Source organism: Bacillus cereus group sp. BfR-BA-01311 (assembly GCF_022664295.1).
GTDB lineage: Bacteria > Bacillota > Bacilli > Bacillales > Bacillaceae_G > Bacillus_A > Bacillus_A cereus.
In genome coordinates, this window is sequence record NZ_JAKUHC010000010.1 from 91,254 (window position 1) to 114,808 (window position 23,555).

Below are 23,555 nucleotides of genomic sequence, written 5' to 3' on the forward strand. Positions count from 1 at the left end.
CATCTTTTCCTTAGTTGATCTATAAATCTTTCTAAAAGCTATAGAAACGAAAGAAAAGGAATTACAACAATTTACAGAGAAACATAGGGTAGAGGAGTTGATATGATGAAAGGCAATCTTACTTATTATTTTATCGTAAATCCGCTAATAATCTTTCTTGTTTATGCCCTTTCACCTATATTGTTTGATAAAGAAGTATATACAAGTATGAAAGATGCATTTGGAATACTTACGTTTTATTATGTGTTAATGGGTGGATATTACTTTATTGATATTTTAAGTGAAAAGATAAAGAAAAAAAGTGATGGAGGACAACAAAATGACTGAAAGTGAAATGAAATTTAGGGATACGACCATTCGTAACTTTTTTGATAAAGAGGACCGTCTAAAATCGATTCCAGGTCAAAAGAAGAAAAAACTAGTATTGTTAGAGCATTTAATTAGCAAGTTAAATGCTGAAAATCAATATACAGAAAAAGAAATTAATACATTTATAAAACAATATCATGATGATTTTTGTACAATTAGACGTGAATTTATTGTACAGGGGTTTATGAATAGAGAGGATAATATGTACTGTATAAACGGGAGAGAAGTTTGGACGAAGTGGGAGGAGTTAAAATAATGAATCAGCGAGGGGATCCCCGCTGATTATAAGCCTGTGCTAGTCTTGCTGTTTCTTTGTAGTAAGTCTATGAACGCTTCAACATTCGAACTTGTAATGTATCCAAGCGTTATATATTCATCTTCATAGTAAAATATTATTTTTCTGTCAAAGATTCTTCTCTTCGTTTCTATGGATAGAATTTTTTCATAATCAAATTCGGCAATGAATGTGTTTTTATATTGGCTAAAAAAGAGAAGTCTTTGATTAGTAGCAAGTAACATGCCAGGATACGGGACTTTATGCGTAATCATATAGCCAGTAAGTGAACATTTTAAAGTAGATAAAATCTTTTCTTCTTTATGTAATAGTTGTTTTGCAGCTGTTAAGATTGGATTCATTGCATACATTCCTTTTATTTTGATGTATGAATATTGTATCAAGAGTAAAAAGATTCTCAATATGTAATATTGCATATTGGCCGTTTTATAGTTGTAATATTATTTTTAAAAAGAAAAAGTACGAGGTGATTCAATGATACGGTTAGTAAAAGAGACTGATGCAGAAGCAATTATGAATATTAGAAAAGAAATTATATTATCGGAAACTACTACAAAATTTTTCATAGTATCCCCAAAGAAGTTAAAGAATGATATGAATGCAGAAAGAGAAAAGATACGGAAAAGTAATGAGAAAGGTAATCTTTATATCGTGTATGAAGTAGATGGGAAGGTAGTTGGCTTTTTACTTTTCAACCGATATGAACTAGAACGGTTACAACACGCAGGCACAATGGGAATGGGGATTAAAGAGGCGTATTGTAATCAAGGCATAGGCACGAAATTAATTGAATTTCTTATTAGTTGGGCGAAAGGGCAGAAAGGTTTAGAAAAAATTTGTTTAGGTGTAGTTTCTGTTAATGATCGGGCAATTAAAGTGTACAAACGTATGGGCTTTGTAGAAGAAGGCAGACAACGAAAGCAAATTAAATATGAAGATGGATCATATGGAGATGACGTATTGATGGGGTTTTATATTGAATGAAACAAAGGAGTTTTCTATTGATAGCACGTGGGATTTTATGAGTAATTGTATAGGCGATGCATACGTTAGTGAAGAGACTGCCAATATTGGCAGTCTCTTTTTAGTGGAAATGTTAACACTTAGCAAACCTTAAGCTCCAATCTTTCTTTCTGACGAAGATGATGAGCAAAATGCATAGAAATAAGTTGAAACCATTCTGCTGCATTTAAGTAACCAAGCCCAGGATGTTCGACTTTACAATCACTTGGAATAGAAGAAAGTGTTGGCTCAATGTCTTTAACAACTGTAATTAATTCTAGCATACGTTTTTGTATTTCTTCTTTATTAGAGGGATTTTCAGGTGTATATCCAGGATGATTTGGTACTTTGATTTGTATATCCGGGAAAGCACCAAGTTTATATACTTTTTCACCCATATCCGTTTTCTTGTTAGTTGCTGATGGTGTTTCAGTTTTACATTTCGCGATTGCATCTAACTGCATATATGTAGAGGCAATTAAATGACTATACATTTGACCGAGGGACCATTCTTCGCTAGACGGCTTCGTCCTAAATTGTTCTATAGAGTACCTTTCTAATTCCTCTATGTAATACGTAGCTAATTCCTCAAATTTCTTCATATTGCTAACTCCTTTTTATGAAAATGTATTTGTTAATACCTACTATAAAGGAGGGCTACTGACAGCATTATGTCAGTAGTGAAATTAAAGTTTTAACATTTTTTTTGCTTCATCACGGATTTTCTCAGAAAGAATTTTTGGCTCAAGTACTTGCACTTGGCTTCCCCAGCTCAATACCCATTGAAACACTTCGTCTATGTTTCTTGATTTCAAAAAGACGTGAAAATCGTTATCTCTATGTTCATATGAATCTATAAAAAAATATCGTGATTCAATAATTTTATGTGCAATATGAGATGGAAACAATAAATGGATTGTAACAGTACGATTGCTTTCAGGCTTATAGTTTTGTAAAGAAAAGTCTTTCGGTTTTGTGAAAAATTCTTGTTCTTGCTGTAACGTATCCATACGATCTAAGCGGAAATTGCGTATTTGTTTTCGAAGTAAACAGTGGGCAACGATGTACCAAATTCCTGAAATATTGACTAAGCCATAAGGATGAACGGTCCGCTTTATTTTTGTAGTTTCTCTCGGTTTCCGATAAGAAAAAGAGATAGCTTGTTCTTTTTGAATAGATTCTTGCAATAGGAGAAGTTGATTTTCTAGTTTTTCTTGTTCAGATTGCTGATGTGAAAATATAGGAGAAAGGAAACGAAAAGTTTCTCGTAATTCCTGGGCTTTCTTTTGTTGATCAGCAGGGAGAACAATTTCAAGTTTCTCTTTTGCTGATCGTGCATGTACAGAAAAAGAAGAAGTGAAAGTTTTCTCGATATAATCACCGCCTAGTAAAAGAGTAACAGCCTCTTCAGGCGTAAGCTGAATGGGGGGCAAGAAATAACCATCCATTAATGAATAACCGTGACCAGGCATTGAATAAATAGGAACACCTGATTCGTTAAGTGCATCCATGTCTCGATAAATAGTCCTTATACTTGTTTCGAATTTTTCAGCTAAGCTTTTTGCTGTAACAGTTTGTCTTCTTTGTAATTCAATTAATATGGCTAATAAACGATCTGTCCGATTCATGAAATATCACCTTCAAATTTTTATAAATATGCTTACTATAAACTTCTAAAAGCAGTATGTTTTCCCCTCCCATTAACAGACTTTTACCTATGTATAATATTAATATAGTAAAATCATAACAACCGATATTGCAGTTTCCAATAATATACTATATAATCAATTTAAGAAAACGTTTTCATGCAAAGGGGGAGAATTTCGTGTCGACTATAGAGGACGTGGCGAAATTAGCGGGGTTATCAAGGACAACGGTTTCTAGGGTGATTAATAATCATCCATATGTTTCAGATGAGAAGAAAAAAAGGGTTCAATTAGCAATGAAGCATTTAGGCTTCGTTCCTAATTCTGCGGCGAGAAGGCTTCGTAAACAAAAAACAGAAACAATTGCGGTGCTCGTTCCAAGGATTACAAATCCTTTCTTCAGTAGATTTATCGAAGCAATCGAGATTGCTGCTTCTGAACATAAATATAAACTGATTATTTGTCAAACAAGATATTTACCGGAAAAAGAGATGGAGTATTTACAATTATTATCTACGAAGCAAGTAGATGGGATTATTCTATGTTCACTAGAAAATCCGTGGGAAGATGTAGAGCCATACTTACAGCACGGTCCAATCGTGTTGTGTAATGAATATATTGAGGAAGCAAATATTCCAACAGTGAAGTTTGATCATGCGCAAGGAGCATACATAGCTGCGAAGCATGTGTTAGATCAAGGATATCGTAATCTTATTTTTTGCCGTGGTAACGAAACCAAAGTCGTTAGCCAGCAGCGAAAAATGGGCTTTTTACGTGCAATAACTGAGAAGAGCCGCCAAGTAGAAGCGATTGACTTTCTTGAAAACGCTTTCTCTTGGGAGGATGGAAAACGAATATTCCATGAAGTATTAAAGGACAAAAAAAATCCTACCGCGATTTTGGCAGGAGGCGATGAGGTAGCAGCTGGAATTATCTCAGAGGCGAAACGCCATAACTGGAGCATTCCAGATGATCTCGCTGTTATCGGTTTTGATAATCAAATATTATCGCAGATTACAGAACCAGGTATTACGACTATTGAACAGCCAATTGATGAAATGGCCCGAAAAGTTGTCGACCTGATGATGGATAAAATCCATACGAAAAATTATCGAAAAAAAGAATTGTATGAGTTTGAACTGGAGCTCTTGGTGAAAGGTTCAACGATGAAGGATAAGATGTTATTAGCCTAGTAGACTATGTCTGCTAGGTTTTTTTATGTTCACAAACTACTATTCTTCGTGAACGCAATCGTCACATTTGTTATGGTATGCTTCGTGTTGCTCATCAATTTCTTTCCCACAGTGCGCACAAGTTTTCGTCGGTAAATTTCTGAAAAACTCCATTGGTTGATCGATCATGTCAATCCCTCCATTTCCATTTCTTACTATCATTGTATTAGTACAAAAAATAAAAGTCAACAACTGTTTTATAACAAAATTGAAAATTAATGAAAAAGTTTAGGAAATGGATTATAGTTAACAATGTAGGATGTAAGTAAAACATGCATTCCTACTCGGTTTTAGAAAGGATGGATACATATGAAAATGACTGTTGTCGGCTTTTGGGGCGGCTTTCCAGAAGCGGGAGAAGCAACGTCGGGGTATTTGTTTGAACACGATGGTTTTCGTTTACTTGTAGACTGTGGTAGTGGTGTACTAGCACAGCTTCAAAAATATATAACACCATCTGATATAGATGCAGTTGTACTATCGCACTATCATCACGATCATGTTGCAGATATTGGGGTATTGCAATATGCGAGATTAATTACGAGCGCGACAACAAGGCAACTACCAGAACTACCAATATACGGTCATACGTTTGATGAGAATGGTTTCCATTCTTTAACACATGAACCGCATACGAAAGGAATCGCGTACAATCCAGAAGAAACACTTCAAATTGGACCGTTCTCGATTTCATTCTTAAAAACTGTTCATCCTGTTACATGCTTTGCGATGCGCATTACAGCAGGTAGTGATATCGTAGTATACAGCGCTGATTCCAGTTATATTCCTGAGTTTATTCCATTCACGAAAGATGCTGATCTTTTCATTTGTGAGTGTAATATGTATGCACATCAAGAGACTGCAAAAGCAGGGCATATGAATAGTACAGAAGTAGCAAGTATTGCAAAAGATGCGAATGTAAAAGAACTTTTATTAACGCACTTACCGCATACAGGCAACCCATCTGATTTAGTAACAGAAGCAAAACAAATTTTCAGTGGCCATATTACGCTAGCGCATAGTGGTTACGTATGGAACTCATGAGGTGATACGATGTTATTTATTGATAATAAAGGAATTACAGATCCTAGAATAAACTTAGCGATCGAAGAATATTGTGTGAAAAATTTAGATATTAACGAAACATATTTACTGTTCTACATTAATGAGCCTTCGATTATCATTGGTAAAAATCAAAACACAGTAGAAGAAATTAATGCAGATTACGTAAAAGAAAAAGGTATTCATGTCGTTCGTCGTCTATCAGGCGGAGGCGCAGTATATCATGATTTAGGAAACTTAAACTTCAGTTTTATTACGAAAGATGATGGAGACAGTTTCAGCAACTTTAAAAAATTCACAGAGCCTGTAACGAAAGCGCTTAGTAAATTAGGTGTAAAGGCAGAACTAAGTGGTCGTAACGACATTTTAGCTGAAGGTAGAAAAATTTCAGGTAACGCGCAGTTCTCAACGAAAGGTCGTATGTTCAGCCACGGTACGTTACTATTTGACTCTGAAATCGATCACGTCGTATCAGCGTTAAAAGTAAAAATGGATAAGATTCAATCAAAAGGTATTAAATCAATCCGTAGCCGCGTTGCGAACATTACAGAGTTCCTAAACGAAGAAATGACGACAGAAGAGTTTAGACAACTTCTTCTAGAAACAATTTTCGAAGGAGAAACAGAAATCCCAACGTACGAATTAACAGAAAATGATTGGAAAGAGATCCATAAACTTTCTGAAGAACGTTACCAAAATTGGGATTGGAACTATGGAAAATCACCGAAGTTCAACTTACAACATTCACACCGCTTCCCAGTTGGACAAGTTGATGTTCGTCTTGAAGTGAAAAAAGGAACAGTAACAGAATGTAAAATTTACGGCGACTTCTTCGGTTCACTAGATGTTCATGATATCGAAGAGCGTCTAACAGGCGTTCAGTTCGATAAAGATGCATTCACTGCAGCTTTAGAAGGCGTAGATATCGCACGCTACTTCGGTAACATTACAACAGAAGATTTCTTACATTTATTCTTCTAAAAATGAGGGAGGCTGCCATAAAGGCAGCCTCTTTCTTTTTGTAGTTTTGTCGATATAATTCCATTTACCACAAAATGTATACTTACAGGACATCTGCCTCTTATAAAGGAATATATATATGAAAAGGAGGCGAATCGAAATGAAAAGAGTAATGTACGTTATATTATTGCTCAGCTTCGTCATCGGAATGACAGCGTGTAACAGTGGATTGCCCTCAAGTCGTACAATTTTGTCTATCGGAAAACCGGCTGAGGATAATGTTATATATTTTACGCATACAGATAACAAACGAAAGATACATGATATACAAGACATGTTTCAAAATAAGAAGTGGAAAAGAAATGAAACATTCAGCACTGTTAATAAAACGCCAGATGTCGTCTTATCAATAGATGAAAACAACAAAGGGTTACCGACGTTATATGTTACGGTGTATTTTCATGAAGATGGAGCGGACGCTCTTAACTTGCACGGCGAGCATACGACGTTAAATAAAGAGGAACTTAATAAACTTAGAGAAAAGATGAATGCATATTATCCTAAAATGATTTCTGGTCTAGTTTCATAAATTACTTACAAATAAAATCCCCGTATTCTTCCAAAGTAAACTAAGAGTAGGTAGTCTGTCTATATGCAGTTAATAGAATATCACTTGCCACTTTAATTTTCTTTTAATATAATTAATTTAGAATTTTTAAATATTCTAAATTTTATAAAGGTGGGGTTTTTGTGAATCTCGTTCAATCTTTGGCTGAAACGGCAAAAAAGAAGGGGGATAAACCGGCTTATATATTTATGGATCAGTCGGTCTCATATGACCAATTAAACAAAATGGTCACAAGGTTTTCTGGCAATTTAGCAGAAATGGGCATTGGAAAAGGGGACAATGTCGCATTAGTTGTTGGGAACTCACCACATTTTTTGGTCGGTTTATACGGAACAATGAAAGCCGGAGCAACTGTTATTCCAGTTAATCCAATTTATACAGCAGACGAAATGCATTATATTTTACAAAATGGAGATGTAAAAACAATCATCGTACTCGACGTCCTTCTACCTGTTATACAATCTCTTACAACAAGACTTCCTTCATTAGAAAACATCATCATATGCGAAACCTCATCAGATTTTAACCATACAGAAACCGAAAAAATGAAAACGTTTACTAGTTTTGTGGGGACTGGAGATACAACTTACGAAGGTCCTGAACTAGATGAAGAAGATGTAGCGGTTATCCTATACACTTCGGGCACAACTGGAAAACCGAAAGGCGCTATGCTTACACATAAAAATTTATATAGTAATGCAAGCGATGTGGCTTCGTATTTACAATATACGGCTGATGACCGTGTTGTTGCGGCACTGCCTATGTTCCATGTATTCTGTTTAACAGTTGCGGTAAATGCACCGATTGTGAACGGGGCAACGATTTTAATGTTACCGAAATTTAGTCCGAAAGAAGTATTCCGTATTTGTCGTACGTACGAACCAACGATCTTTGCTGGCGTACCGACGATGTACAATTATTTATATTTATTTGAAGAAGCAAGCGCAGAAGATGTGAAGACGCTTCGTCTTTGTATTTCCGGTGGTGCATCGATGCCTGTTGCTCTTCTACAAAACTTTGAAAAACGTTTTAATGTTATTGTTTCAGAAGGATACGGTTTATCAGAAGCATCACCAGTTACTTGTTTCAATCCGCTAGATCGTCCTCGTAAACCAGGGTCGATTGGCACAAATATTTGGCATGTAGAAAATAAAATTGTAAATGAACTTGGGGAAGAAGTACCTGTCGGCGCAGTCGGTGAATTAATCGTTCGCGGACCTAACGTTATGAAAGGATACTATAATGCACCAGAAGATACAGCTGCGACATTGAAAGACGGCTGGCTATATACAGGTGACTTGGCGAAAATGGATGAAGAAGGTTACTTCTATATCGTTGATCGTAAAAAAGATATCGTCTTAGTTGGCGGTTATAACGTATACCCTCGTGAAGTAGAAGAAGTATTATATACGCACGAATCAGTAGCGGAAGTTGTCGTAATCGGTGTTCCTGATGAAAACTTAGGAGAAGCTGTGCGAGCGTACGTCGTTTTGAAGCAAGCAAACGTAACAGAAGAAGAACTAATGCATTACTGTACGTTACATTTAGCGAAATATAAAGTGCCGAAAAGCATTGAGTTTTTAATAGAATTACCGAAGAATACGACTGGTAAGTTGTTAAGAAGAGCATTGAGAGAGAAAGCGATGCAAGTGTAATGAAGAAAAGGTCTCCTAAAAGATATTTTAGGAGACCTTTTCTTTGTTTATCGTAATAACTTTTTCTCATATGAAATGTAGTCGGAAGTTTGCATATATAATAGCGGAGCGTGTTCACACAACTATTTGGTACGAGTAGTAATGAAGAGATTCTTCTTACTTTCTTACATAAAATTTTTAATTTTGGATATTTGTATCATATGTTTCTGCGACAAACACAAAGTCTACACGCTCTTTATCAATAAAAATACTTGTTTTAGATGGAAGACCTGTTATGGTAGAAACAATATCAACCTCAACAAGGTCAAATCCTACACGATAAGCATCTTCAATTTCAATTCCACCAGTTAGAAAATGCAATCCATCCCCAAATGACTTAAATACAAATACATTTTCTTTCAAACTTTTATTATCCATTTCAATCCATTCTTCGTTAATATAAATCTTAAATGTTGTGCACTTTGGAACACACTCGATGTGATGTATCCCTTTATAACTATTAAGCGAAAACATATAGGTATGAGTTTCTTTAAAGTTAATATCTATCCCGTATTTAAAAGCAAAGGTTTTATATACCATTTCATAAAACAATGGCATTACAATATCATCCCATGCGTCATAGGCAAAAGCATGAATTGGTATTAGATGAGGATATAAACTTACAATCGCCTTTTGAAAATTAAGTAAGATGGTTGTATCTGTAATTTCTTTTAAAGAATCATCTATTTCATGATCATAATCTTTCGAAATTCTGTTATCAATCATATGACAAACTCCTTACATAGTCTTCTATATATTACGTTTTTCCGCATCATCAGTTACGTTCCTTCTTCAACTAAATTGCAAGTTTAACCGATGATTCCAAAAAGGCCCTTGTCTTATTTTATCAATCGTTAAATGGGGTGGGGATACTACAAGGATTAATGAGATAAGAAATCGTCTTTTCTTTTTTATGATAGATGTATTTATTTTTAAACTTCAATTTAAATCAAAACATTCGCGTGACAGACGGTTCGCAAACGTATCGCTTTGATTATGATGATCAAGGAAATGTTCGTACGTATACAGCCGGAAATGGTTCAGGTTCTACCTTTAACTATGACCATGCGAACAAAATTAAAGATTTAGTAGTAGGTACATCGAGTGGTAATCTTCTATCTGAACGATATGAATATGACCAAGCAGGTAACCGTACGAAGATTAAACATGAAGGTACGGGCGGAAAAGTAACAGAAACAAACTTTGTATATGACCCGATTAACCAATTATTAAATGAAGTATTACCAAACGGAACAAGTAAATCATACACATATGATGGATTTGGAAACCGTACGAGTGTGAAAGTTGTAGAGAATGGAAAAGAAACAAAATCTATAGCGGCAACATTTAATGACGGAAATCAGCTTGTGAAATTCGGAAACGAATCGTTAACGTATGATGCGAATGGAAATCGTACATCTGATGGAAAGTACAAATATACATGGAATGAAGATGACCAACTTGTAGCTATCACAAAACAAGGTGAGAGTAATGCATTCGCAACTTATAAGTATGATGAGGATAATCGTCGTATTGAAAAGAGTGTAAATGGTCAAGTAACACGTTATTTTTATGATGGAGACAGCATTAATCCGTTATATGAGACGGATGGTAGTGGAAATGTTCTTCGTCAATATGTATACTCAACAAGTGGCGCGCGTCTAGCGATGAAATCAAAAGGACAAACGTTATACTACCACTACAACCCTCGTGGTGATGTCATTGCGATGACAGATCAAAATAGAGAAGTTGTAGCAACGTATGAATATGATTCATGGGGTAACGTATTAAAGAGCGACGCAAAAGGTATCGCAGCAGATAATCCATTTGGATATGCGGGATACATGTATGATAAAGAGATTGGCATGTATTATCTAATTGCGCGTTATTATAATCCAGATCATGGTGTGTTCTTATCGGTGGATCCAGATCCGGGTGATGAAGACGATCCGGTTACAATGAATGGGTATACTTATGCGGATAATAATCCGGTTATGATGACGGATCCAGATGGTAAGTGGGCATGGTTAGTACCGGTTGCAATTGCAGGTGGAATGATAGCAGCTAGGTATGGTGCGAAATATGCAATCCGTGCTGGTGTTAAATATGGTAAACAGGCAGGGAAGTGGGTAGGCAACAAGGTAAAGGCAGCTTATAATAATTATAAACACTCTAGGGCTGTGAACAAAGAATTAAAAAATATAGGGAAGCAAACTAATAAAGTACAGCATATTTTAGCTCCAAAGCACAATTGGAATAAAGTTACAAAAAAACCAGGTGATTTTAAATCTGTTTCTAAAGTTATGGGGAAGGTAATGAGGAAAGGAAAGGAAACTCCATATAAAAAATCAAGTTATCAAAGAACTATGAAGGTGAAAGGACAACAAGTAACGGTTACGTATGCTAAAAAGAACGGGAAGATATATATATCAAATGGGTGGGTAAAATAATGAATGATTTGTTAAAAGATGCAATTTATCGAGGAGACATTGGAAATGCGATAGCATATGCAAATAAAATAAGTATTGAGGAATTAGAGGATTTATTAATAGAATGGTCTTTTAATGAACCCAATATTATTATATACACTTTCTTGACTAGTTATTTAGAGAGTCGAAATGATGCTAGATTACATTCACTAGCATCAGATATTTTATGTCATCCACTATGTCATTTAGAGGGGGCATACCTAGCTGCTTTTTATCATGCAAAGAAGTGTATCGAATTGGAGCCTAATAATATGCAATATAGGGAGTTTTTATTGTTTTTTGCTAGTGTTCCAGATGATGTTTTTGAAGAAAAATCAGCTATGAATTGGGCAAAGGATATATTAAAAGATGACCCAAACAATGAGGTAGCTAAAAATTATATTGAAGAAAATTTATGAACAATGGATAGTAAATTCGTTATTTGAATTGTAAATATATGATGTAGAAGAAGTGAAAGAGGAAAAATAAACAGAGAAGTAATTGAAAGAGAGAAGAGCTAAATTAGCCTCTTCTCTCTTTGTGTATACATTAATTTTTATTGATTATAAAATCATAAGAAGAAACGCTATACTATCATTACAACCTTCGTGGTGATGTAGTTACGATGACGAATCAAAACAAAGAAGTTGTAGCAACGTACGAATATGATTCGTGGGGTAACGTATTAAAGAGCGAAGTAAAAGGTATCGCAGCAGATAATCCGTTTGGATATGCGGGATACATGTATGATAAAGAAATTGGCATGTATTAATTGATTGCGCGTTATTATAATCCAGAGCATGGTGTGTTCTTATCGGTGGATCCTGATCCAGGTGATGAAGATGATCCTGTGACACAAAATGTATATACGTATGTAGATAATAATCCAGTAATGTTAATCGATCCAGATGGTAATATACCTGTTGCTCCACTTGTAGTGGCTGGAGCGAGAATGGCTGCCCCTCATGTAGCTCGCTATGCAGCTAAAAAGCTAGGCACTATATATATAGATATACTAGAGGTCGAGGTTTTGAAAAGAAAGTATTAAAAGAGCTTGGATTAGCGAAAAATACTAAAAAGGTAATGGGCCGGATTCCTGATAGTTTATCTAAAGGGAGAATTACAGAAATTAAAGATGTCCGAAAGATATCATATTCCAAGCAGTTTAAACAATATGCGAAGTCAGGTAAGCGGATTGATTTGATAGTTTCTAAACATTCTAAAGTTTCCAAGCCGTTAATAAATGCGATTAACAAATCTGGTGGGAAAATAAAAGTACGCTATGGAAAAAATAAATATTATACTTATAGATAATATTTATAAATTTAAAAAATGGAGGTTTTTATGTCTATACAATTAGATATTTATACGAAGGAAGATATTTCTTCGCATGAATATGCAAAATTTTTCTTTGAAGCAATCGAAAAAATGGGATTGAAATTTACAAAAATGGCACAATATGAACCAATTAATAAAGTATTTACAATTGAACAGGCTTTGAAGATGTGGATGCATGAAGAACCAGGTTGCTATGATTTTGAGTTAGATGAGATGATGGGTACAGCCGGTGGAATGCTTGGGAGAGGAAATGGCTTTTGGTTTAATGTAGCGTGGTGGAAAGATTCTAGGGGGAAGAGTATCAATTATTTAACTATATCGTTCACAAAGAAAATTTTTACTAAATACCAAAAAGAAATACTAAGTTTTTTTGAAGGAGCATTGGTTGAATTTGATGCTATATACGGATATATCAGTGATGAAAAAATGGTAGATAGACAACATATAACAGGAACAATAAAGAATAGAATACTCGGAATATTTGAATATAATTATTTCGGGAAATCATTTGTTGATTTTATAGGGAAGGATAAGCTTCAATCTCTTCCATGGTCTAATTCTTTTCCGCTAAACGAAGGACTATTAACAGTTTTAAATGATAAGAAGGAAGAAGAATTTTTACTGTTAGAACAGCGAACGAAGGAGCTCATTGGATTGGACCTTTTTAATGGGAAATCAAGTGATTATCCAGATGTTTTGAAGGGATAGAAAAAGATTCATGTCTTTTTGAGAACTATTTTTAGAAAGAAGAGCTTATATAAGCTCTTCTTTCTTTGTATATATTAAGGTAGCTTAGTGGTAAAAACATATATGGTGTGTGGGATAATCTTATTAAAAAGTGATGCAAAAAGAATCATGATAGACAAACTTTGTATATGACCCGATCAACCAACTATTAAATGAAGCATTGCCAAACGGAACAAGTAAATCATACACATATGACGGATTTGGTAACCGTACGAGTGTGAAAGTTGTAGAGAATGGAAAAGAAACAAAATCTATAGCGGCAACATTCAATGATGGGAATCAACTTGTAAAATTCGGAAACGAATCTTTAACGTATGACGCGAATGGCAATCGTACATCTGATAGAAAGTTCCGTTAATTACAGAATGAAAGATTATATAATTTTTAACAATGCGCTTAATACGAGCGTAGTTATGATTAGAGAGTTTTGCATGTGTAGAATAACTCCAAAAATATAAGGATATATTCTGAGGGCGTATGATTATATAGTATATTTATTGATTCGAATCTTTAAAAGGAGAGGAAACATGGAGAAAATAATAGGGATTATTCTGATTATAGGTGGTATGATTCCATTAATTTATGCAATGATACAAATCTATCGGCAATGGAAAGAAAAAGGACCTTCTTTTGCCCTTAAATCAATAATTTTCCTAGCCGTAAGCATTTTGCTAGATACTGCAACAACTATTATATTGTGTATAGTAACAGTATTCATTGGTATTTGTTTAATTATCTACACATAATAAGTTCAAGAAGGCTAACTTATCGATTGTTACTAATTGGAGGGATTGAATGAACTTCATTTTACATGGATCTAAATATACAGTTTTGGCTTCCGTTTTTGACTCATTTCAAGGTAGGGAAAAAGAGTTTAATTGGCTTATAACAGACATGGAGATTGTCGCACAGCAGGAAGAGAAACTTATCCGAGATTATCCTAAAATGTCGCATCCAATAGTTTGGATAGCAGGTGAAGATCTTTCAAATCTCGTAAAGAAATATAATCCTCAATTTATTTGGGGCGTACTATCTGCGTTTGATAAATCTATAAACATTGATATTAATAATTTGCTTGTAGAGCCCTATGCAAATGGAAACGAAGGGCTCTGGGTACCAAGTCCAAATATTCAGCACCCTCAAGCAAAACTTGAAATTGTTTGTTGGGATTCCAGTTTGATGTTGTTATTAAGTAACGATATAAATATTGATGATAAATTTAGAAATTACTTTAAAGAAGCTAGGGATTTAAATGGCTATAATTCGGAATTTTGATTTAAATGGAGACAACATTAATCCGTTATACGAAACAGATATGGAAAAGGGAATGGTATGCATACTCTACAAGTAGCGTATTATAAGGTGAAAAGCGGATTCTCTGTGAGGAGAATTAGATTATTATTGATTTATAAAAACAAATAGGAATAGATAAACTTAATATTATTAAATGAGAATAGTGGGATGGAATAGGGATAAATATAACTTTGAGAGAAAAGAAGGTGTATTATGGAGTTTACATTCGAAAAGGTTCAACGTATTGAAGATGCAAATATATACCGTGTTAGTAATATAACTGATATTTATGAAACAGATTTATTTGATGATTATAATCGTAATGTTGATAATTTAAGTTTACTTGTTCAAGAGAGGATTAATCAGTTTATTGTACATGTAGATAAATCTGAGGAAAAAAATGTGAAAGAAGAAATAGAGTCTAAAAACATTTCCTACACAGTTTTTGATTCGGGAAGAAGGAACATTTTCTTTGTTTTTGATTCTATACCAAGGACAGAAGTATCATATATAATCAAGTATTTTTATGGTGTAAGTATAGAAAATACTTTTGCTATTATCAGTTTAGGAAATAGCGTTGGTATTAAACTAGAGGAAATAAATCAAAGTAAATTGATGAAGTGTTTAATGGGAGAATGTGTTGTACCACAAATCGAATTAGTTCCATCATCGGCGTGTGCATTTATTCAATATGATGGTGCGCTTTTAACAATTGCTAGTAATAATTTCGATATTTATGCAACATGAAAATAATAAGAGGTAATTAAATGATTTTTTTAGCGCAAGGAGATACTGGAGATATCCAAAGTTAATTAATATGTATATGTCGCACCACTTATATTTTTCAGAAAAGGTAACTTTAAGAATATAGGAGGATAAAAGATACATGGATAAAGAATATGAAGAACTCATAGTTAGGAGTTTTTTTTAAAAAAAATCCAGGATAGAATTATTTTTGAACTAACTTCACCTAAAAAAAGAGTGAAGGCATTAGGGCGTTTGGCGCATAACCATGACACTATCTTAAATTCTATGTATTTTGAATCTATCCCAAAAAATATGGTGTATGCTGAAGGAATATCAACGCAATTAAAAAAATATGGAGCAAAGGATTCTTGTTACGTAATGTCCCTTATTAGTGAAATTGATGGGAGTTTTATGGGATTAGAATGTGCAATAGAAAAAGTTATTTGGTGTGGTTTACCTTGTTTAATTTCATGCATACCGAGTAAATTATTATATTTTCAAGCTGAGCAGGGGAGCGGCCCACCTGAAAGATATATTCTACGTAAAATTTAAAAGCATATCCCTATAAAAAGATATATAAGGTAGGAGAAAGAGTGGCACCATCAATCCATTATATGAAACAGATGGAAAGCGTTCCCCGCTAAATAAAAGTAATAATTGAAAAGGATGAGTGATTATGAGGTTTTTTTTGAGTGGTGAATTAGAAGGTGACATTGCTGAGGAATTTATAAATATAATTTCAGAAATCGGTAGTGACCTTGAAAAATTAAATAGTAATAATTATGGTAGCGAAGTAGAAGAAATAGCTATAATCCCTATAGTAGTTAACATAACTCCGGAATATGAAGATGCGGGTTTTCATAAAGAAAGAAAGCTCTTGAAAAGGAAGAGTAAAGAAGCAGATTTTAGATTAAGGATTGACTATGAAGCATTTTTATCTGCAGATTATGCTACGAGGAAAATATTGATAATTGGAAATATTGTTCAATCTATTAGACTGTTAGGGGAAAAGGCTACGTCGGACTTTAATGCAATAAAGTTAGAACAAGATATTTTACAAGTTTTTGATATGAAAGAGGGGATATAGTAGATACTCATATCGAAGTATTAAATGAAAATAGTAAGATGAAATGGGAATAAAATAATTATGACCTTGAGAGAAAAGAAGGTGTATTATGGATTTTACATTCGAAAAGGTCCAATATGATAGTGTACTTTTAACAATTGTTAGTTTTTCCCTTCAGGAAAGAATGAAGGGATGTTGGATGTAAATAGTCTGTGAAGGAGAGAATTTAATGTTTCCAATAGGTGAACAGCCACGCATTCTTAAAGATTTGGCTGGAATAAATGAAGATGTACAAGAGTTAGCTATTAGCGGTAAAACAAAGAATATAGAACTATTAGGAGAATTGAAAATTGGGGATTTATGGATTTTCGCAGTAAATCAAACGCAGTTTGATAAAATTATGGAGTATGTTAATCCAGAGATACTCTATATCGATGAAATGAGGGTGGAGAATTTATCGAAACTACAAAAAATGTCTAATTTAAGAAGATTATATTTAGGTTGGAATCCTAAGAATACAGATTTATGGGATTTGAGTTATAATAACAACCTTTCTTATCTATTAATACAAGGTTTCTCTAAATTAGAAGATTTATCGCCAATAAAAGATGGAAAGAAGTTAGAAGGTCTTTTTTTGGGAGGAGCAATAATGAAAACTCTTAATGTAAAAACATTAGATCCAATCGGTGATTTAGTAGAATTAAATGAGTTAACTTTAATGAATATTAAAGTTCAAGATCGTTCTTTAGAGCCATTAATGAATTTGAAAAGACTTAAGAAATTAAATGTATCTAATCAATTCCCTATGGAAGAATACGCTAAATTATCGGTAGTATTACAAAATACAGAATGTGAATTTTTTAAACCATATGTACGCATGGAGTCCACAGAAGGAAAAGATATTATGATGATTGGTAGAAAAAGACCTTTCCTTAATTCGAAGATAGATGCTGAAAAAATAAGGAAATATGAGCAAGAATTTAAGACGGTGCAGGAAGAATTTAGAGATGGAATGAAATGAATGTAGTCCCTAAATAAGGGGCATGTGGAAGGAGTAATGATATGGATGTTTATGAGTTAATTAGTGATGTAGATTCAAAAGAAAAATTATTAGAGTTTTTGTTTCATCTTCAAAAAGATTTCAAAGAAAATCAGGATGAGTGGGAGAATATAACATTAGAGGATTACTTAGAATCAATGGAAGCATGGGTAAATGATTGTGAGGGATCCTACCAAAACAGAGGTGAAGAGATGCCTAAAAATATATCATGGGGCTTTATTGCACAGGTGTTATTGGCGGCAGCTCACTATGAATAAATTTAAATAGATTAATTTATTGAGGTCTAATTTAAAATAAAAGCGAAGAGTCTAAATAGCAGGTGAAGATCTCTCAGATCTCGTAAAGAAATATAATCCTCAATTTATTTGGGGCGTATTATCTGCTTTTGATAAGTCTATAAACATTGATATTAATAACTTGCTTGTAGAATCCTATGCAAATGGAAACGAAGAACTCTGGGTACCAAGTCCAAATATTCAGCATCCCCAAGCAACACTTGAGATTGTTTGTTGGGATTCGTATGTAACGCTTTTTTTAAGTAAAGATGAGGACATCGATGATAAATTTCAAGACTATTTCAAGTCTGTTAAAAAATTGGATTTTTAAATAGGTCGTCCTTGAGTAATAAAATGAATGTATGAATAATAATCTCTTTGATGATTATTGGAATATTAGCTAGTATTTTTGAAAAAGTAGCTTGTAAAATTTCGGAGTGAATTGTTAACTTTTGATGCGATAGGAAATCGCAAATAAATTTATGAAGGAGAATTTAGAGTTGGTAGAGTTTTTTGAATATTTATTAATTTTGGTTTTAAATATGCTAGTAGCATCTATCGTATTTTTACAAGAGTACTGCATAGGTAGTATAAGACTGTCTCATTATAGGAGAATCTTTGCTACGGTCATGGCTATACGTTCATTGGTGAGTATATGGATCATTTACCCTATGACAGCTACTCTGTTAGGGACGCTAAATATTTTAGTGATTCAATCAATTATATTACTTTTCCTTTGGGGGCTTATGCAGTGTGTAAAGAAGTACAGAGGAAAGTGGTATATTACAATGATTGCACTTATTATTTATGGTCTTAGCTGTTATTTTCATATTATGTATGCGAAAACTGTATAGATAATGAGAGGGTATTTGTAGACCTAGTTACATGATAGTAAGAATCTTTAATGAAAATTATAATAAAATGATGTCAAAAGGGAGGCTAAAAGTGCTTATAGAATTTTTAGAATTCATTTCTATCTTGGCTTTAGTAGTTGTATTAACATTAACTGTTATGTTGCAAGATATATTTTTTATAAATATAAATAAACAATATACTGAAACACGTATTGGGGCGATTATTTTTTGTATTCGGATGTTGTTCGGGACATGGGTAGTATTTGTTACAGAAACTACTATAATTGCTGTCTCAAAAGTGACTGCAATTCAATTAATTATTTTACTTCTTTTTTGGGCATGCTCGAAGTATGTACAAAAAAATCGTGAAAATTGGCTAATTACTATAGTTGCTTTTGTTATTTATGGTGTTGGTACATACATGTATATTCAGTTTGCTTTTAGAGGCTATTAATATATCATCAGAAAAGTTAGTGGTTAGAAAGATGCATTTATTAAATGTTTGTATGAAGGAAGAGCGAATATAGGCTCTTTTTTCTTTATATATAGGATAGGACATGTATCTAATCCTCGTGGGATAAATCAAAATAGAGAACGGGAAGGAATTATATGAACAAAAAAGAATTAAAATTAAAGCTACTGCAAGGTCTAATTGAAGATTTTTCTGCTATTTAATATTTAGAGGTCCTAAATATTTTTAGTTGTGGGGATGTAATTACAATAAGTTTTATAGAAACATTGTGTAGATTAAAGTAGTTCTCTTTTGCAGAAAGTAATGTTGTAGATGATGATTTTAGTGTCTGTAAAGGGATAGAATTTGGTAGCTTTATGGATAAGAGGCATTATTCGCATAAAAATAAGAGTTTTAATGGTATACAGGAGGGTATTATAATGAAATTCCCAAAAGATGAAGATGGACAAGTGTTAAATATGTTATACAAGCAAGGGATAGATTTTAATAAAAAACATATAGTAGATTTCTTTATTGCAATTCCTGATCAAGACAATGGGGAAAAAGTACTTGTTAGATTACAAGCATTGGGCTTAAATTGTGAATTAGATTATAATGAAGAATTTGAAGATTGGACATGTACTTGTTCTAAAGAAATGTTCTTAATTTATGAGGATATCGTAGAGATGCAAAAGGAATTGAATAAACTCGGTGAAGAGTTTAGTGGATATACAGATGGTTGGGGTGCATTTGTGTAATAGTGAATTTGATTATCGTGATAAAATAAATTAGATGTAGTAAAGAAACTATTTATGGAAAGAAGGGCTTATATAAGTTCTTCTTTCTTTGTATATATTAAGATATCTTAGTGGTAGAAAGGTATATGATATGTGGGCGGGGGGCTACCGGTAAAAGCCCGATTGGTAAGGACTAATTAAAGTTTCACTTTATATAGGTTTTGAGAGAGTAAGATATAAGATATATTGTTTGTAGCGGAAATCTTGAATGAAGGGAGCGTGTGATAATTGGCAATGACGGATGAACAATTCGAGAATTATCTTGTTATGTGTTATGACAAATTAGAAAGTAAACAGCAAAAATTCATTTCGGATTATAATATCTATAACTTTGATGAGTATTGGTATGATCAAGATCGATGTATATTACAGTTTAAAAAAAATGATCAAGTATTACTTGAATTTAGTGTTGTTTTTATAGGTTCTTGGTCTGAAAAGAGTAACAGTTGGATGTGGTCCTGGTCTAATGAGAATGCGGCTGATTATGCAAGAAGTAAGTCTAACTGTTTGAAAGGTTTACAAAAGATTACAGGAAGTGAGGTTTTTATAAATCCACTTTTTGAATGCGATCAAGAAATGGCGTATGAGCTAGCAGCCTTTTCCATTGAATATTTAGATGCAGAAGGAATGTATATGGCACCAGGTGAGAGAAGTGATATATTTATGGCTGTTATGTCACCGCGTGCATTGTGAGTAGAGGATATTAAAAATATAGATAAGGTAGAATGAAAAAGGAGTACAGTTTAATAAATTAATAAAAGGTATCATAGGTCCCCGATGCATGGTGATAAATTTAAAGGAGTGAATTATATTGCTTGAAGTAAAGTTTTACGATTGGAAAAAAAAACGTCCTAAAAAACATTATTTGCTTGTACATGAAATTAGAATTTTTGAGCTAATTTTCTCAAAGAAAGTTAGCGAGTTTGAGATGGGATTAAGAGAGATTGAAAAAGTAACTGTCTTTTGTTTAGCTAACGAAAACACTGATATTTCATATGAAGTGAATAGAGCTTTGGGTGAAATTCGTATATATGTTCCATATGATTTTATGGACTTTTTAGCATTAAATTCAGTTGAAGAGAAATATAAAGAGTTTTGCAAATTAGTACGCCAATATGTTGTCCTTGGACTTGAAGAAAACTCTACTCTTTCATCATCTGTTGTTAAAGGGTATATAGAGGAATCTTTAGATGAAATTGTGAAGCAAAACTATGAAGGAATATTTTTAGTTGGGAAGACACCTAAGAAAAGCCCAAGCCGTAAGAAGATAGCGATATTAAAAGGAATTCATCGTGTTAAAGGTTTCCAGCTACGATGTGAAGTGTATGATGAAAAGGGATTAAAGATTCGAGATCAACTATTGGTAGAAGAGGTAGGGAATGAAATGGTGTATGCAAGATTTTTGGGTACATTAAAATGGGAAAGTGAAAATCTAATAGTAGTTCAATCTAAATCCAGTAGTTGGAAAGAAGAAATCTATCTTTAATAACAAGGTTGTATAGTAGAAAGAGGGTTGTAGAGCATAAATGAATTTTTTTCGAAAAAATAAATTAAGTGACATTCAGAAAAAATACTATGAACATTTTGGAGAGCCGATTCAATTTGTTAATTATTATAGCCGCGGATCGGTTATGTATTTTCAAACGGATGATACGCTTTATTATGTTAATTTACTGAATGTATGAGGTGATAAATGTGAATGAACGTTTAAAGAAAATTGCAATGTTAAGAGAAAAGGTAGAGGAAAAGGCTACTAGAGAAAAGTTTTTAATGTTATGTCCGTCTATAAAAGAATTTCAGATTATTAGCGGGAAGAAAATTGCTTCATTAGTAAACATTTTAATTGATGAAACACCGAATCCTATCAAAGTTATGAGTGAATTAAATGCTGAACAAGTTATCAATGAAATAAAAGAATTTGAACGTGAATTAACTAGTTTATTGTCTAAGAAGATTATTGTATGGTATGCACTTGAAAATTGGGACTTTGGTGTGCAATTAGAATTAGAAGATTTCATGTTATATACAAAAGAAGTATTACATTTCATTGGATATGACGATGCTCAAAGAGGATTAATTTATTCTAGCCTTATTGTAGTAGATGAAGCAATGAGAAGTGCTTTTTCTTTTCTAAAGAATGAGTATAATGTCGAGATAGTACTATGGAAAGAAAGCTGAGTGTATTAGAGTGTTTTAAAACAAATTGGATGAATGGTTGAATTTATTATTAGAAGAAGTGGTGCGTGGTTTAGTGTGATAGAAAGAAAAAGAGAGTCTTCAAGGGATATGTATAAGAGAGTAAAGGAGAGAAAATATGTCTTTTTATAAAGAGGAAATAAAAGGGGATAAATTGATTATAAGTGATGAAAGCATTGATATTTTAATGGATGCTTTTCAAAATAAAGGTGAAGAGATGCCTAAAAATATATCATGGAATTTCATAGCGACGGTATTACTCGCGGGATCTTATTATGAATAAGTAAAAAAACGAAGAGTTTAAATAGCCCTTCGTTTTTTTTACTTTATTTTTTCTCTACTAACTTTTTATTCTTCCAATCTAGTGTGAACAATTTATTAAATGTTTTTTGATCAACGTCTTTTACGTTGTTTCCAACCCAGTTTGCAGTTCCGAATGTGAAGCCTGGACGAAGTTGGTAGTCATCGGCGTGTTTTGTATAAGCGACTTGTAAGTTAGATTGATCTGTATTTTTTTCAGAGATAACAACAGCAATCATACCAGGAGAGAAACCGCTATTTGTTAATGCTGGAAGTTGATCCATCGGTATTAAATTACCTTTTGCATCAGATTCATATAGGTATGTGCGAGAGTACATGAAAAGTTGGTTTCCATATAAAGAATGATAGGAGTCACGTGTGTAAATACCCCAGTTTTGATTGTTATATCCGTTAAAGAATACGTTCCATTTTACGTTTTTGTTCGTTTGGTCAATTAAATTTGTTTTATAACTAGTTTGTTTATAGCTTACAGAGTCAGACCAAGTGACTTGACCAGTTGCACCAGCTTCACCGCTAGGTCCATTAGGCGTTACAGAAGCTTTAACAGAGCCACCAAGTTGATAAGATACGCTAGATGTTACAGTCGTTTCTTCTACAGCATTTGTAGGCGCTACGTTAAAGAAACGAGCGCTGTTATCTTGAAGGTTAAATGCAACATCATATTGTGAAGGATAACGTAATGTTGCACTAGCACCAGGGATTGGGTAGTTATCAATAGGTGCATCACTTATAGTAGGATTTGCTTTTAGAAAACTACCAGTTGTATTAATAACGGCAATCTGTTTATCAGCGCTCGGGTCATCGATAAAAGTTACCTTTAAAGACATTGTCATATTATCAGCTTGATCATTATTAAATGTATTATAGCTCGTATGTGTTTTTGCATTTTGCCCGATATCTGTTACAACTTGTGACGTCGTTTGAGCGTAAGCAGCAGGTGTTGAAAGAGTTACAGCGCTACTAGCAAAAACAGCGGATAATGCTAAACATTTTAAGTAGGTTTTAGAACGTTTCATACAATCACTTCCTTTTATCTTTGTCGATATATGTCGTA

At 33.5% G+C, this 23,555-nt stretch carries 30 protein-coding genes and 4 pseudogenes; 28 read left to right on the plus strand and 6 right to left on the minus strand.

Features of this window, described 5'->3' with window-relative positions; genetic code table 11:
- Positions 1–102 precede the first annotated feature (102 nt).
- Together MR136_RS20995 and MR136_RS21000 are read left to right on the plus strand one after the other, a co-directional pair.
- Positions 103–327, plus strand: a complete 225-nt coding sequence (locus MR136_RS20995; RefSeq protein WP_002179344.1) for a hypothetical protein — start codon at positions 103–105, stop codon at positions 325–327.
- On the plus strand, positions 320–625 hold the full coding sequence (locus MR136_RS21000) for a DUF2087 domain-containing protein (RefSeq protein WP_000140291.1): 306 nt from the start codon (positions 320–322) through the stop codon (positions 623–625). The genes MR136_RS20995 and MR136_RS21000 overlap by 8 nt, the downstream gene beginning before the upstream one ends.
- A 26-nt stretch (positions 626–651) precedes the next feature.
- Here MR136_RS21000 and MR136_RS21005 read toward each other — a convergent pair whose 3' ends face one another.
- Complete coding sequence (locus MR136_RS21005) at positions 652–1,005, minus strand: PH domain-containing protein (protein ID WP_017674290.1); 354 nt, start codon at positions 1,003–1,005, stop codon at positions 652–654.
- A gap of 133 nt (positions 1,006–1,138) precedes the next feature.
- On the opposite strand from MR136_RS21005, the gene MR136_RS21010 reads away from it, so the two are divergent.
- On the plus strand, positions 1,139–1,648 hold the full coding sequence (locus MR136_RS21010; RefSeq protein ID WP_017674289.1) for a GNAT family N-acetyltransferase: 510 nt from the start codon (positions 1,139–1,141) through the stop codon (positions 1,646–1,648).
- A gap of 119 nt (positions 1,649–1,767) precedes the next feature.
- Here MR136_RS21010 and MR136_RS21015 read toward each other — a convergent pair whose 3' ends face one another.
- Complete coding sequence (locus MR136_RS21015; protein WP_017674287.1) at positions 1,768–2,268, minus strand: DinB family protein; 501 nt, start codon at positions 2,266–2,268, stop codon at positions 1,768–1,770.
- Positions 2,269–2,352: 84 nt separating this feature from the next.
- Entirely contained in the window at positions 2,353–3,294 is a 942-nt protein-coding gene (locus MR136_RS21020) for a helix-turn-helix transcriptional regulator (RefSeq protein ID WP_001082260.1), read from the minus strand.
- Positions 3,295–3,491: 197 nt separating this feature from the next.
- On the opposite strand from MR136_RS21020, the gene MR136_RS21025 reads away from it, so the two are divergent.
- A complete protein-coding gene (locus MR136_RS21025) occupies positions 3,492–4,505 on the plus strand; it encodes a LacI family DNA-binding transcriptional regulator (protein WP_000103715.1) in 1,014 nt (337 codons plus the stop codon).
- 39 nt (positions 4,506–4,544) lie between these two features.
- Here MR136_RS21025 and yhfH read toward each other — a convergent pair whose 3' ends face one another.
- Complete coding sequence (yhfH, locus tag MR136_RS21030; RefSeq protein ID WP_000567010.1) at positions 4,545–4,673, minus strand: protein YhfH; 129 nt, start codon at positions 4,671–4,673, stop codon at positions 4,545–4,547.
- Positions 4,674–4,853: 180 nt separating this feature from the next.
- Between yhfH and MR136_RS21035 the strand changes: the two genes are divergently transcribed.
- From MR136_RS21035 to MR136_RS21050, 4 genes are all read left to right on the plus strand, one after another.
- A complete protein-coding gene (locus MR136_RS21035; RefSeq protein WP_017674285.1) occupies positions 4,854–5,588 on the plus strand; it encodes an MBL fold metallo-hydrolase in 735 nt (244 codons plus the stop codon).
- A 9-nt stretch (positions 5,589–5,597) separates the two neighbouring features.
- Complete coding sequence (locus tag MR136_RS21040; RefSeq protein WP_000897273.1) at positions 5,598–6,587, plus strand: lipoate--protein ligase; 990 nt, start codon at positions 5,598–5,600, stop codon at positions 6,585–6,587.
- Between the two features lie 139 nt (positions 6,588–6,726).
- Complete coding sequence (locus tag MR136_RS21045) at positions 6,727–7,155, plus strand: hypothetical protein (RefSeq protein ID WP_000832612.1); 429 nt, start codon at positions 6,727–6,729, stop codon at positions 7,153–7,155.
- 161 nt (positions 7,156–7,316) lie between these two features.
- On the plus strand, positions 7,317–8,849 hold the full coding sequence (locus MR136_RS21050; RefSeq protein WP_001055150.1) for a fatty acid--CoA ligase family protein: 1,533 nt from the start codon (positions 7,317–7,319) through the stop codon (positions 8,847–8,849).
- Positions 8,850–9,026: 177 nt separating this feature from the next.
- On the opposite strand, the gene MR136_RS21055 is transcribed toward MR136_RS21050, so the two are convergent.
- The gene (locus MR136_RS21055; RefSeq protein WP_000566765.1) at positions 9,027–9,614 is read right to left on the minus strand and encodes a hypothetical protein; all 588 of its coding nucleotides are present in this window, start codon (positions 9,612–9,614) and stop codon (positions 9,027–9,029) included.
- Between the two features lie 218 nt (positions 9,615–9,832).
- Between MR136_RS21055 and MR136_RS21060 the strand changes: the two are divergent.
- From MR136_RS21060 to MR136_RS21155, 20 genes and pseudogenes are all read left to right on the plus strand, one after another.
- Positions 9,833–11,338 (plus strand): annotated as a pseudogene (locus tag MR136_RS21060) (RHS repeat-associated core domain-containing protein); the annotation flags it as partial.
- Positions 11,338–11,775, plus strand: a complete 438-nt coding sequence (locus MR136_RS21065) for a hypothetical protein (RefSeq protein ID WP_000998883.1) — start codon at positions 11,338–11,340, stop codon at positions 11,773–11,775. The pseudogene MR136_RS21060 and the gene MR136_RS21065, both read left to right, overlap by 1 nt.
- Before the next feature lie 161 nt (positions 11,776–11,936).
- Positions 11,937–12,670 (plus strand): annotated as a pseudogene (locus tag MR136_RS28625) (RHS repeat-associated core domain-containing protein); the annotation flags it as partial.
- A gap of 30 nt (positions 12,671–12,700) precedes the next feature.
- Complete coding sequence (locus MR136_RS21080; RefSeq protein ID WP_017674280.1) at positions 12,701–13,402, plus strand: hypothetical protein; 702 nt, start codon at positions 12,701–12,703, stop codon at positions 13,400–13,402.
- 154 nt (positions 13,403–13,556) lie between these two features.
- Positions 13,557–13,796, plus strand: a pseudogene (locus MR136_RS21085) (RHS repeat domain-containing protein); the annotation flags it as partial.
- Between the two features lie 172 nt (positions 13,797–13,968).
- Complete coding sequence (locus MR136_RS21090; protein WP_000411162.1) at positions 13,969–14,187, plus strand: hypothetical protein; 219 nt, start codon at positions 13,969–13,971, stop codon at positions 14,185–14,187.
- A gap of 49 nt (positions 14,188–14,236) precedes the next feature.
- Entirely contained in the window at positions 14,237–14,716 is a 480-nt protein-coding gene (locus tag MR136_RS21095; protein ID WP_017674279.1) for a hypothetical protein, read from the plus strand.
- A 231-nt stretch (positions 14,717–14,947) separates the two neighbouring features.
- A complete protein-coding gene (locus tag MR136_RS21100) occupies positions 14,948–15,481 on the plus strand; it encodes a hypothetical protein (protein ID WP_000397230.1) in 534 nt (177 codons plus the stop codon).
- Positions 15,482–16,157: 676 nt separating this feature from the next.
- Positions 16,158–16,568, plus strand: coding sequence for an Imm44 family immunity protein (locus MR136_RS21105; protein WP_017674277.1), 411 nt, complete (start codon positions 16,158–16,160; stop codon positions 16,566–16,568).
- Positions 16,569–16,776: 208 nt separating this feature from the next.
- Entirely contained in the window at positions 16,777–17,568 is a 792-nt protein-coding gene (locus tag MR136_RS21110) for a leucine-rich repeat domain-containing protein (protein WP_017674275.1), read from the plus strand.
- A gap of 41 nt (positions 17,569–17,609) precedes the next feature.
- A complete protein-coding gene (locus MR136_RS21115) occupies positions 17,610–17,864 on the plus strand; it encodes a DUF7660 family protein (RefSeq protein ID WP_000383678.1) in 255 nt (84 codons plus the stop codon).
- Positions 17,865–17,919: 55 nt separating this feature from the next.
- Positions 17,920–18,213: pseudogene (locus tag MR136_RS28630) on the plus strand (hypothetical protein); the annotation flags it as partial.
- 169 nt (positions 18,214–18,382) lie between these two features.
- A complete protein-coding gene (locus MR136_RS21120) occupies positions 18,383–18,736 on the plus strand; it encodes a hypothetical protein (protein WP_000229075.1) in 354 nt (117 codons plus the stop codon).
- A gap of 91 nt (positions 18,737–18,827) precedes the next feature.
- A complete protein-coding gene (locus MR136_RS21125; protein WP_006916081.1) occupies positions 18,828–19,190 on the plus strand; it encodes a hypothetical protein in 363 nt (120 codons plus the stop codon).
- Between the two features lie 437 nt (positions 19,191–19,627).
- Positions 19,628–19,945, plus strand: coding sequence for a ribonuclease E inhibitor RraB (locus MR136_RS21130; protein ID WP_061456909.1), 318 nt, complete (start codon positions 19,628–19,630; stop codon positions 19,943–19,945).
- Between the two features lie 267 nt (positions 19,946–20,212).
- Complete coding sequence (locus MR136_RS21135; protein WP_017674274.1) at positions 20,213–20,677, plus strand: DUF6882 domain-containing protein; 465 nt, start codon at positions 20,213–20,215, stop codon at positions 20,675–20,677.
- Between the two features lie 118 nt (positions 20,678–20,795).
- Positions 20,796–21,470 carry a hypothetical protein gene (locus tag MR136_RS21140; RefSeq protein WP_061456910.1) on the plus strand — a complete coding sequence of 225 codons (675 nt, stop codon included), beginning with the start codon at positions 20,796–20,798 and terminating at the stop codon, positions 21,468–21,470.
- Positions 21,471–21,510: 40 nt separating this feature from the next.
- Complete coding sequence (locus MR136_RS21145; protein ID WP_162871155.1) at positions 21,511–21,669, plus strand: hypothetical protein; 159 nt, start codon at positions 21,511–21,513, stop codon at positions 21,667–21,669.
- A 10-nt stretch (positions 21,670–21,679) separates the two neighbouring features.
- A complete protein-coding gene (locus tag MR136_RS21150; protein ID WP_017674272.1) occupies positions 21,680–22,162 on the plus strand; it encodes a YxiF family protein in 483 nt (160 codons plus the stop codon).
- Positions 22,163–22,298: 136 nt separating this feature from the next.
- The gene (locus MR136_RS21155; protein WP_000011709.1) at positions 22,299–22,463 is read left to right on the plus strand and encodes a hypothetical protein; all 165 of its coding nucleotides are present in this window, start codon (positions 22,299–22,301) and stop codon (positions 22,461–22,463) included.
- A 43-nt stretch (positions 22,464–22,506) separates the two neighbouring features.
- Here the strand turns inward: MR136_RS21155 and cytK2 are convergent, their stop codons facing one another.
- Entirely contained in the window at positions 22,507–23,517 is a 1,011-nt protein-coding gene (cytK2, locus tag MR136_RS21160) for a beta-channel forming cytolysin CytK2 (protein WP_000830627.1), read from the minus strand.
- Between the last annotated feature and the right edge of the window lie 38 nt (positions 23,518–23,555).

What these genes read in the sequence shown, in the direction of transcription:
- MR136_RS21005 (WP_017674290.1), bottom strand. Translation starts at nt 1,005, where the DNA reads ATGAATCCAATCTTAACAGCTGCAAAACAACTATTACATAAAGAAGAA.
- MR136_RS21010 (WP_017674289.1), top strand. Translation starts at nt 1,139, where the DNA reads ATGATACGGTTAGTAAAAGAGACTGATGCAGAAGCAATTATGAATATT.
- MR136_RS21080 (WP_017674280.1), top strand. Translation starts at nt 12,701, where the DNA reads ATGTCTATACAATTAGATATTTATACGAAGGAAGATATTTCTTCGCAT.
- MR136_RS21055 (WP_000566765.1), bottom strand. Translation starts at nt 9,614, where the DNA reads ATGATTGATAACAGAATTTCGAAAGATTATGATCATGAAATAGATGAT.
- MR136_RS21110 (WP_017674275.1), top strand. Translation starts at nt 16,777, where the DNA reads ATGTTTCCAATAGGTGAACAGCCACGCATTCTTAAAGATTTGGCTGGA.
- MR136_RS21115 (WP_000383678.1), top strand. Translation starts at nt 17,610, where the DNA reads ATGGATGTTTATGAGTTAATTAGTGATGTAGATTCAAAAGAAAAATTA.
- MR136_RS21000 (WP_000140291.1), top strand. Translation starts at nt 320, where the DNA reads ATGACTGAAAGTGAAATGAAATTTAGGGATACGACCATTCGTAACTTT.
- yhfH (WP_000567010.1), bottom strand. Translation starts at nt 4,673, where the DNA reads ATGATCGATCAACCAATGGAGTTTTTCAGAAATTTACCGACGAAAACT.
- MR136_RS21095 (WP_017674279.1), top strand. Translation starts at nt 14,237, where the DNA reads ATGAACTTCATTTTACATGGATCTAAATATACAGTTTTGGCTTCCGTT.
- MR136_RS21130 (WP_061456909.1), top strand. Translation starts at nt 19,628, where the DNA reads ATGAAATTCCCAAAAGATGAAGATGGACAAGTGTTAAATATGTTATAC.
- cytK2 (WP_000830627.1), bottom strand. Translation starts at nt 23,517, where the DNA reads ATGAAACGTTCTAAAACCTACTTAAAATGTTTAGCATTATCCGCTGTT.
- MR136_RS21145 (WP_162871155.1), top strand. Translation starts at nt 21,511, where the DNA reads ATGAATTTTTTTCGAAAAAATAAATTAAGTGACATTCAGAAAAAATAC.
- MR136_RS21015 (WP_017674287.1), bottom strand. Translation starts at nt 2,268, where the DNA reads ATGAAGAAATTTGAGGAATTAGCTACGTATTACATAGAGGAATTAGAA.
- MR136_RS21090 (WP_000411162.1), top strand. Translation starts at nt 13,969, where the DNA reads ATGGAGAAAATAATAGGGATTATTCTGATTATAGGTGGTATGATTCCA.
- MR136_RS21100 (WP_000397230.1), top strand. Translation starts at nt 14,948, where the DNA reads ATGGAGTTTACATTCGAAAAGGTTCAACGTATTGAAGATGCAAATATA.
- MR136_RS21105 (WP_017674277.1), top strand. Translation starts at nt 16,158, where the DNA reads ATGAGGTTTTTTTTGAGTGGTGAATTAGAAGGTGACATTGCTGAGGAA.
- MR136_RS20995 (WP_002179344.1), top strand. Translation starts at nt 103, where the DNA reads ATGATGAAAGGCAATCTTACTTATTATTTTATCGTAAATCCGCTAATA.
- MR136_RS21155 (WP_000011709.1), top strand. Translation starts at nt 22,299, where the DNA reads ATGTCTTTTTATAAAGAGGAAATAAAAGGGGATAAATTGATTATAAGT.
- MR136_RS21020 (WP_001082260.1), bottom strand. Translation starts at nt 3,294, where the DNA reads ATGAATCGGACAGATCGTTTATTAGCCATATTAATTGAATTACAAAGA.
- MR136_RS21065 (WP_000998883.1), top strand. Translation starts at nt 11,338, where the DNA reads ATGAATGATTTGTTAAAAGATGCAATTTATCGAGGAGACATTGGAAAT.
- MR136_RS21045 (WP_000832612.1), top strand. Translation starts at nt 6,727, where the DNA reads ATGAAAAGAGTAATGTACGTTATATTATTGCTCAGCTTCGTCATCGGA.
- MR136_RS21035 (WP_017674285.1), top strand. Translation starts at nt 4,854, where the DNA reads ATGAAAATGACTGTTGTCGGCTTTTGGGGCGGCTTTCCAGAAGCGGGA.
- MR136_RS21040 (WP_000897273.1), top strand. Translation starts at nt 5,598, where the DNA reads ATGTTATTTATTGATAATAAAGGAATTACAGATCCTAGAATAAACTTA.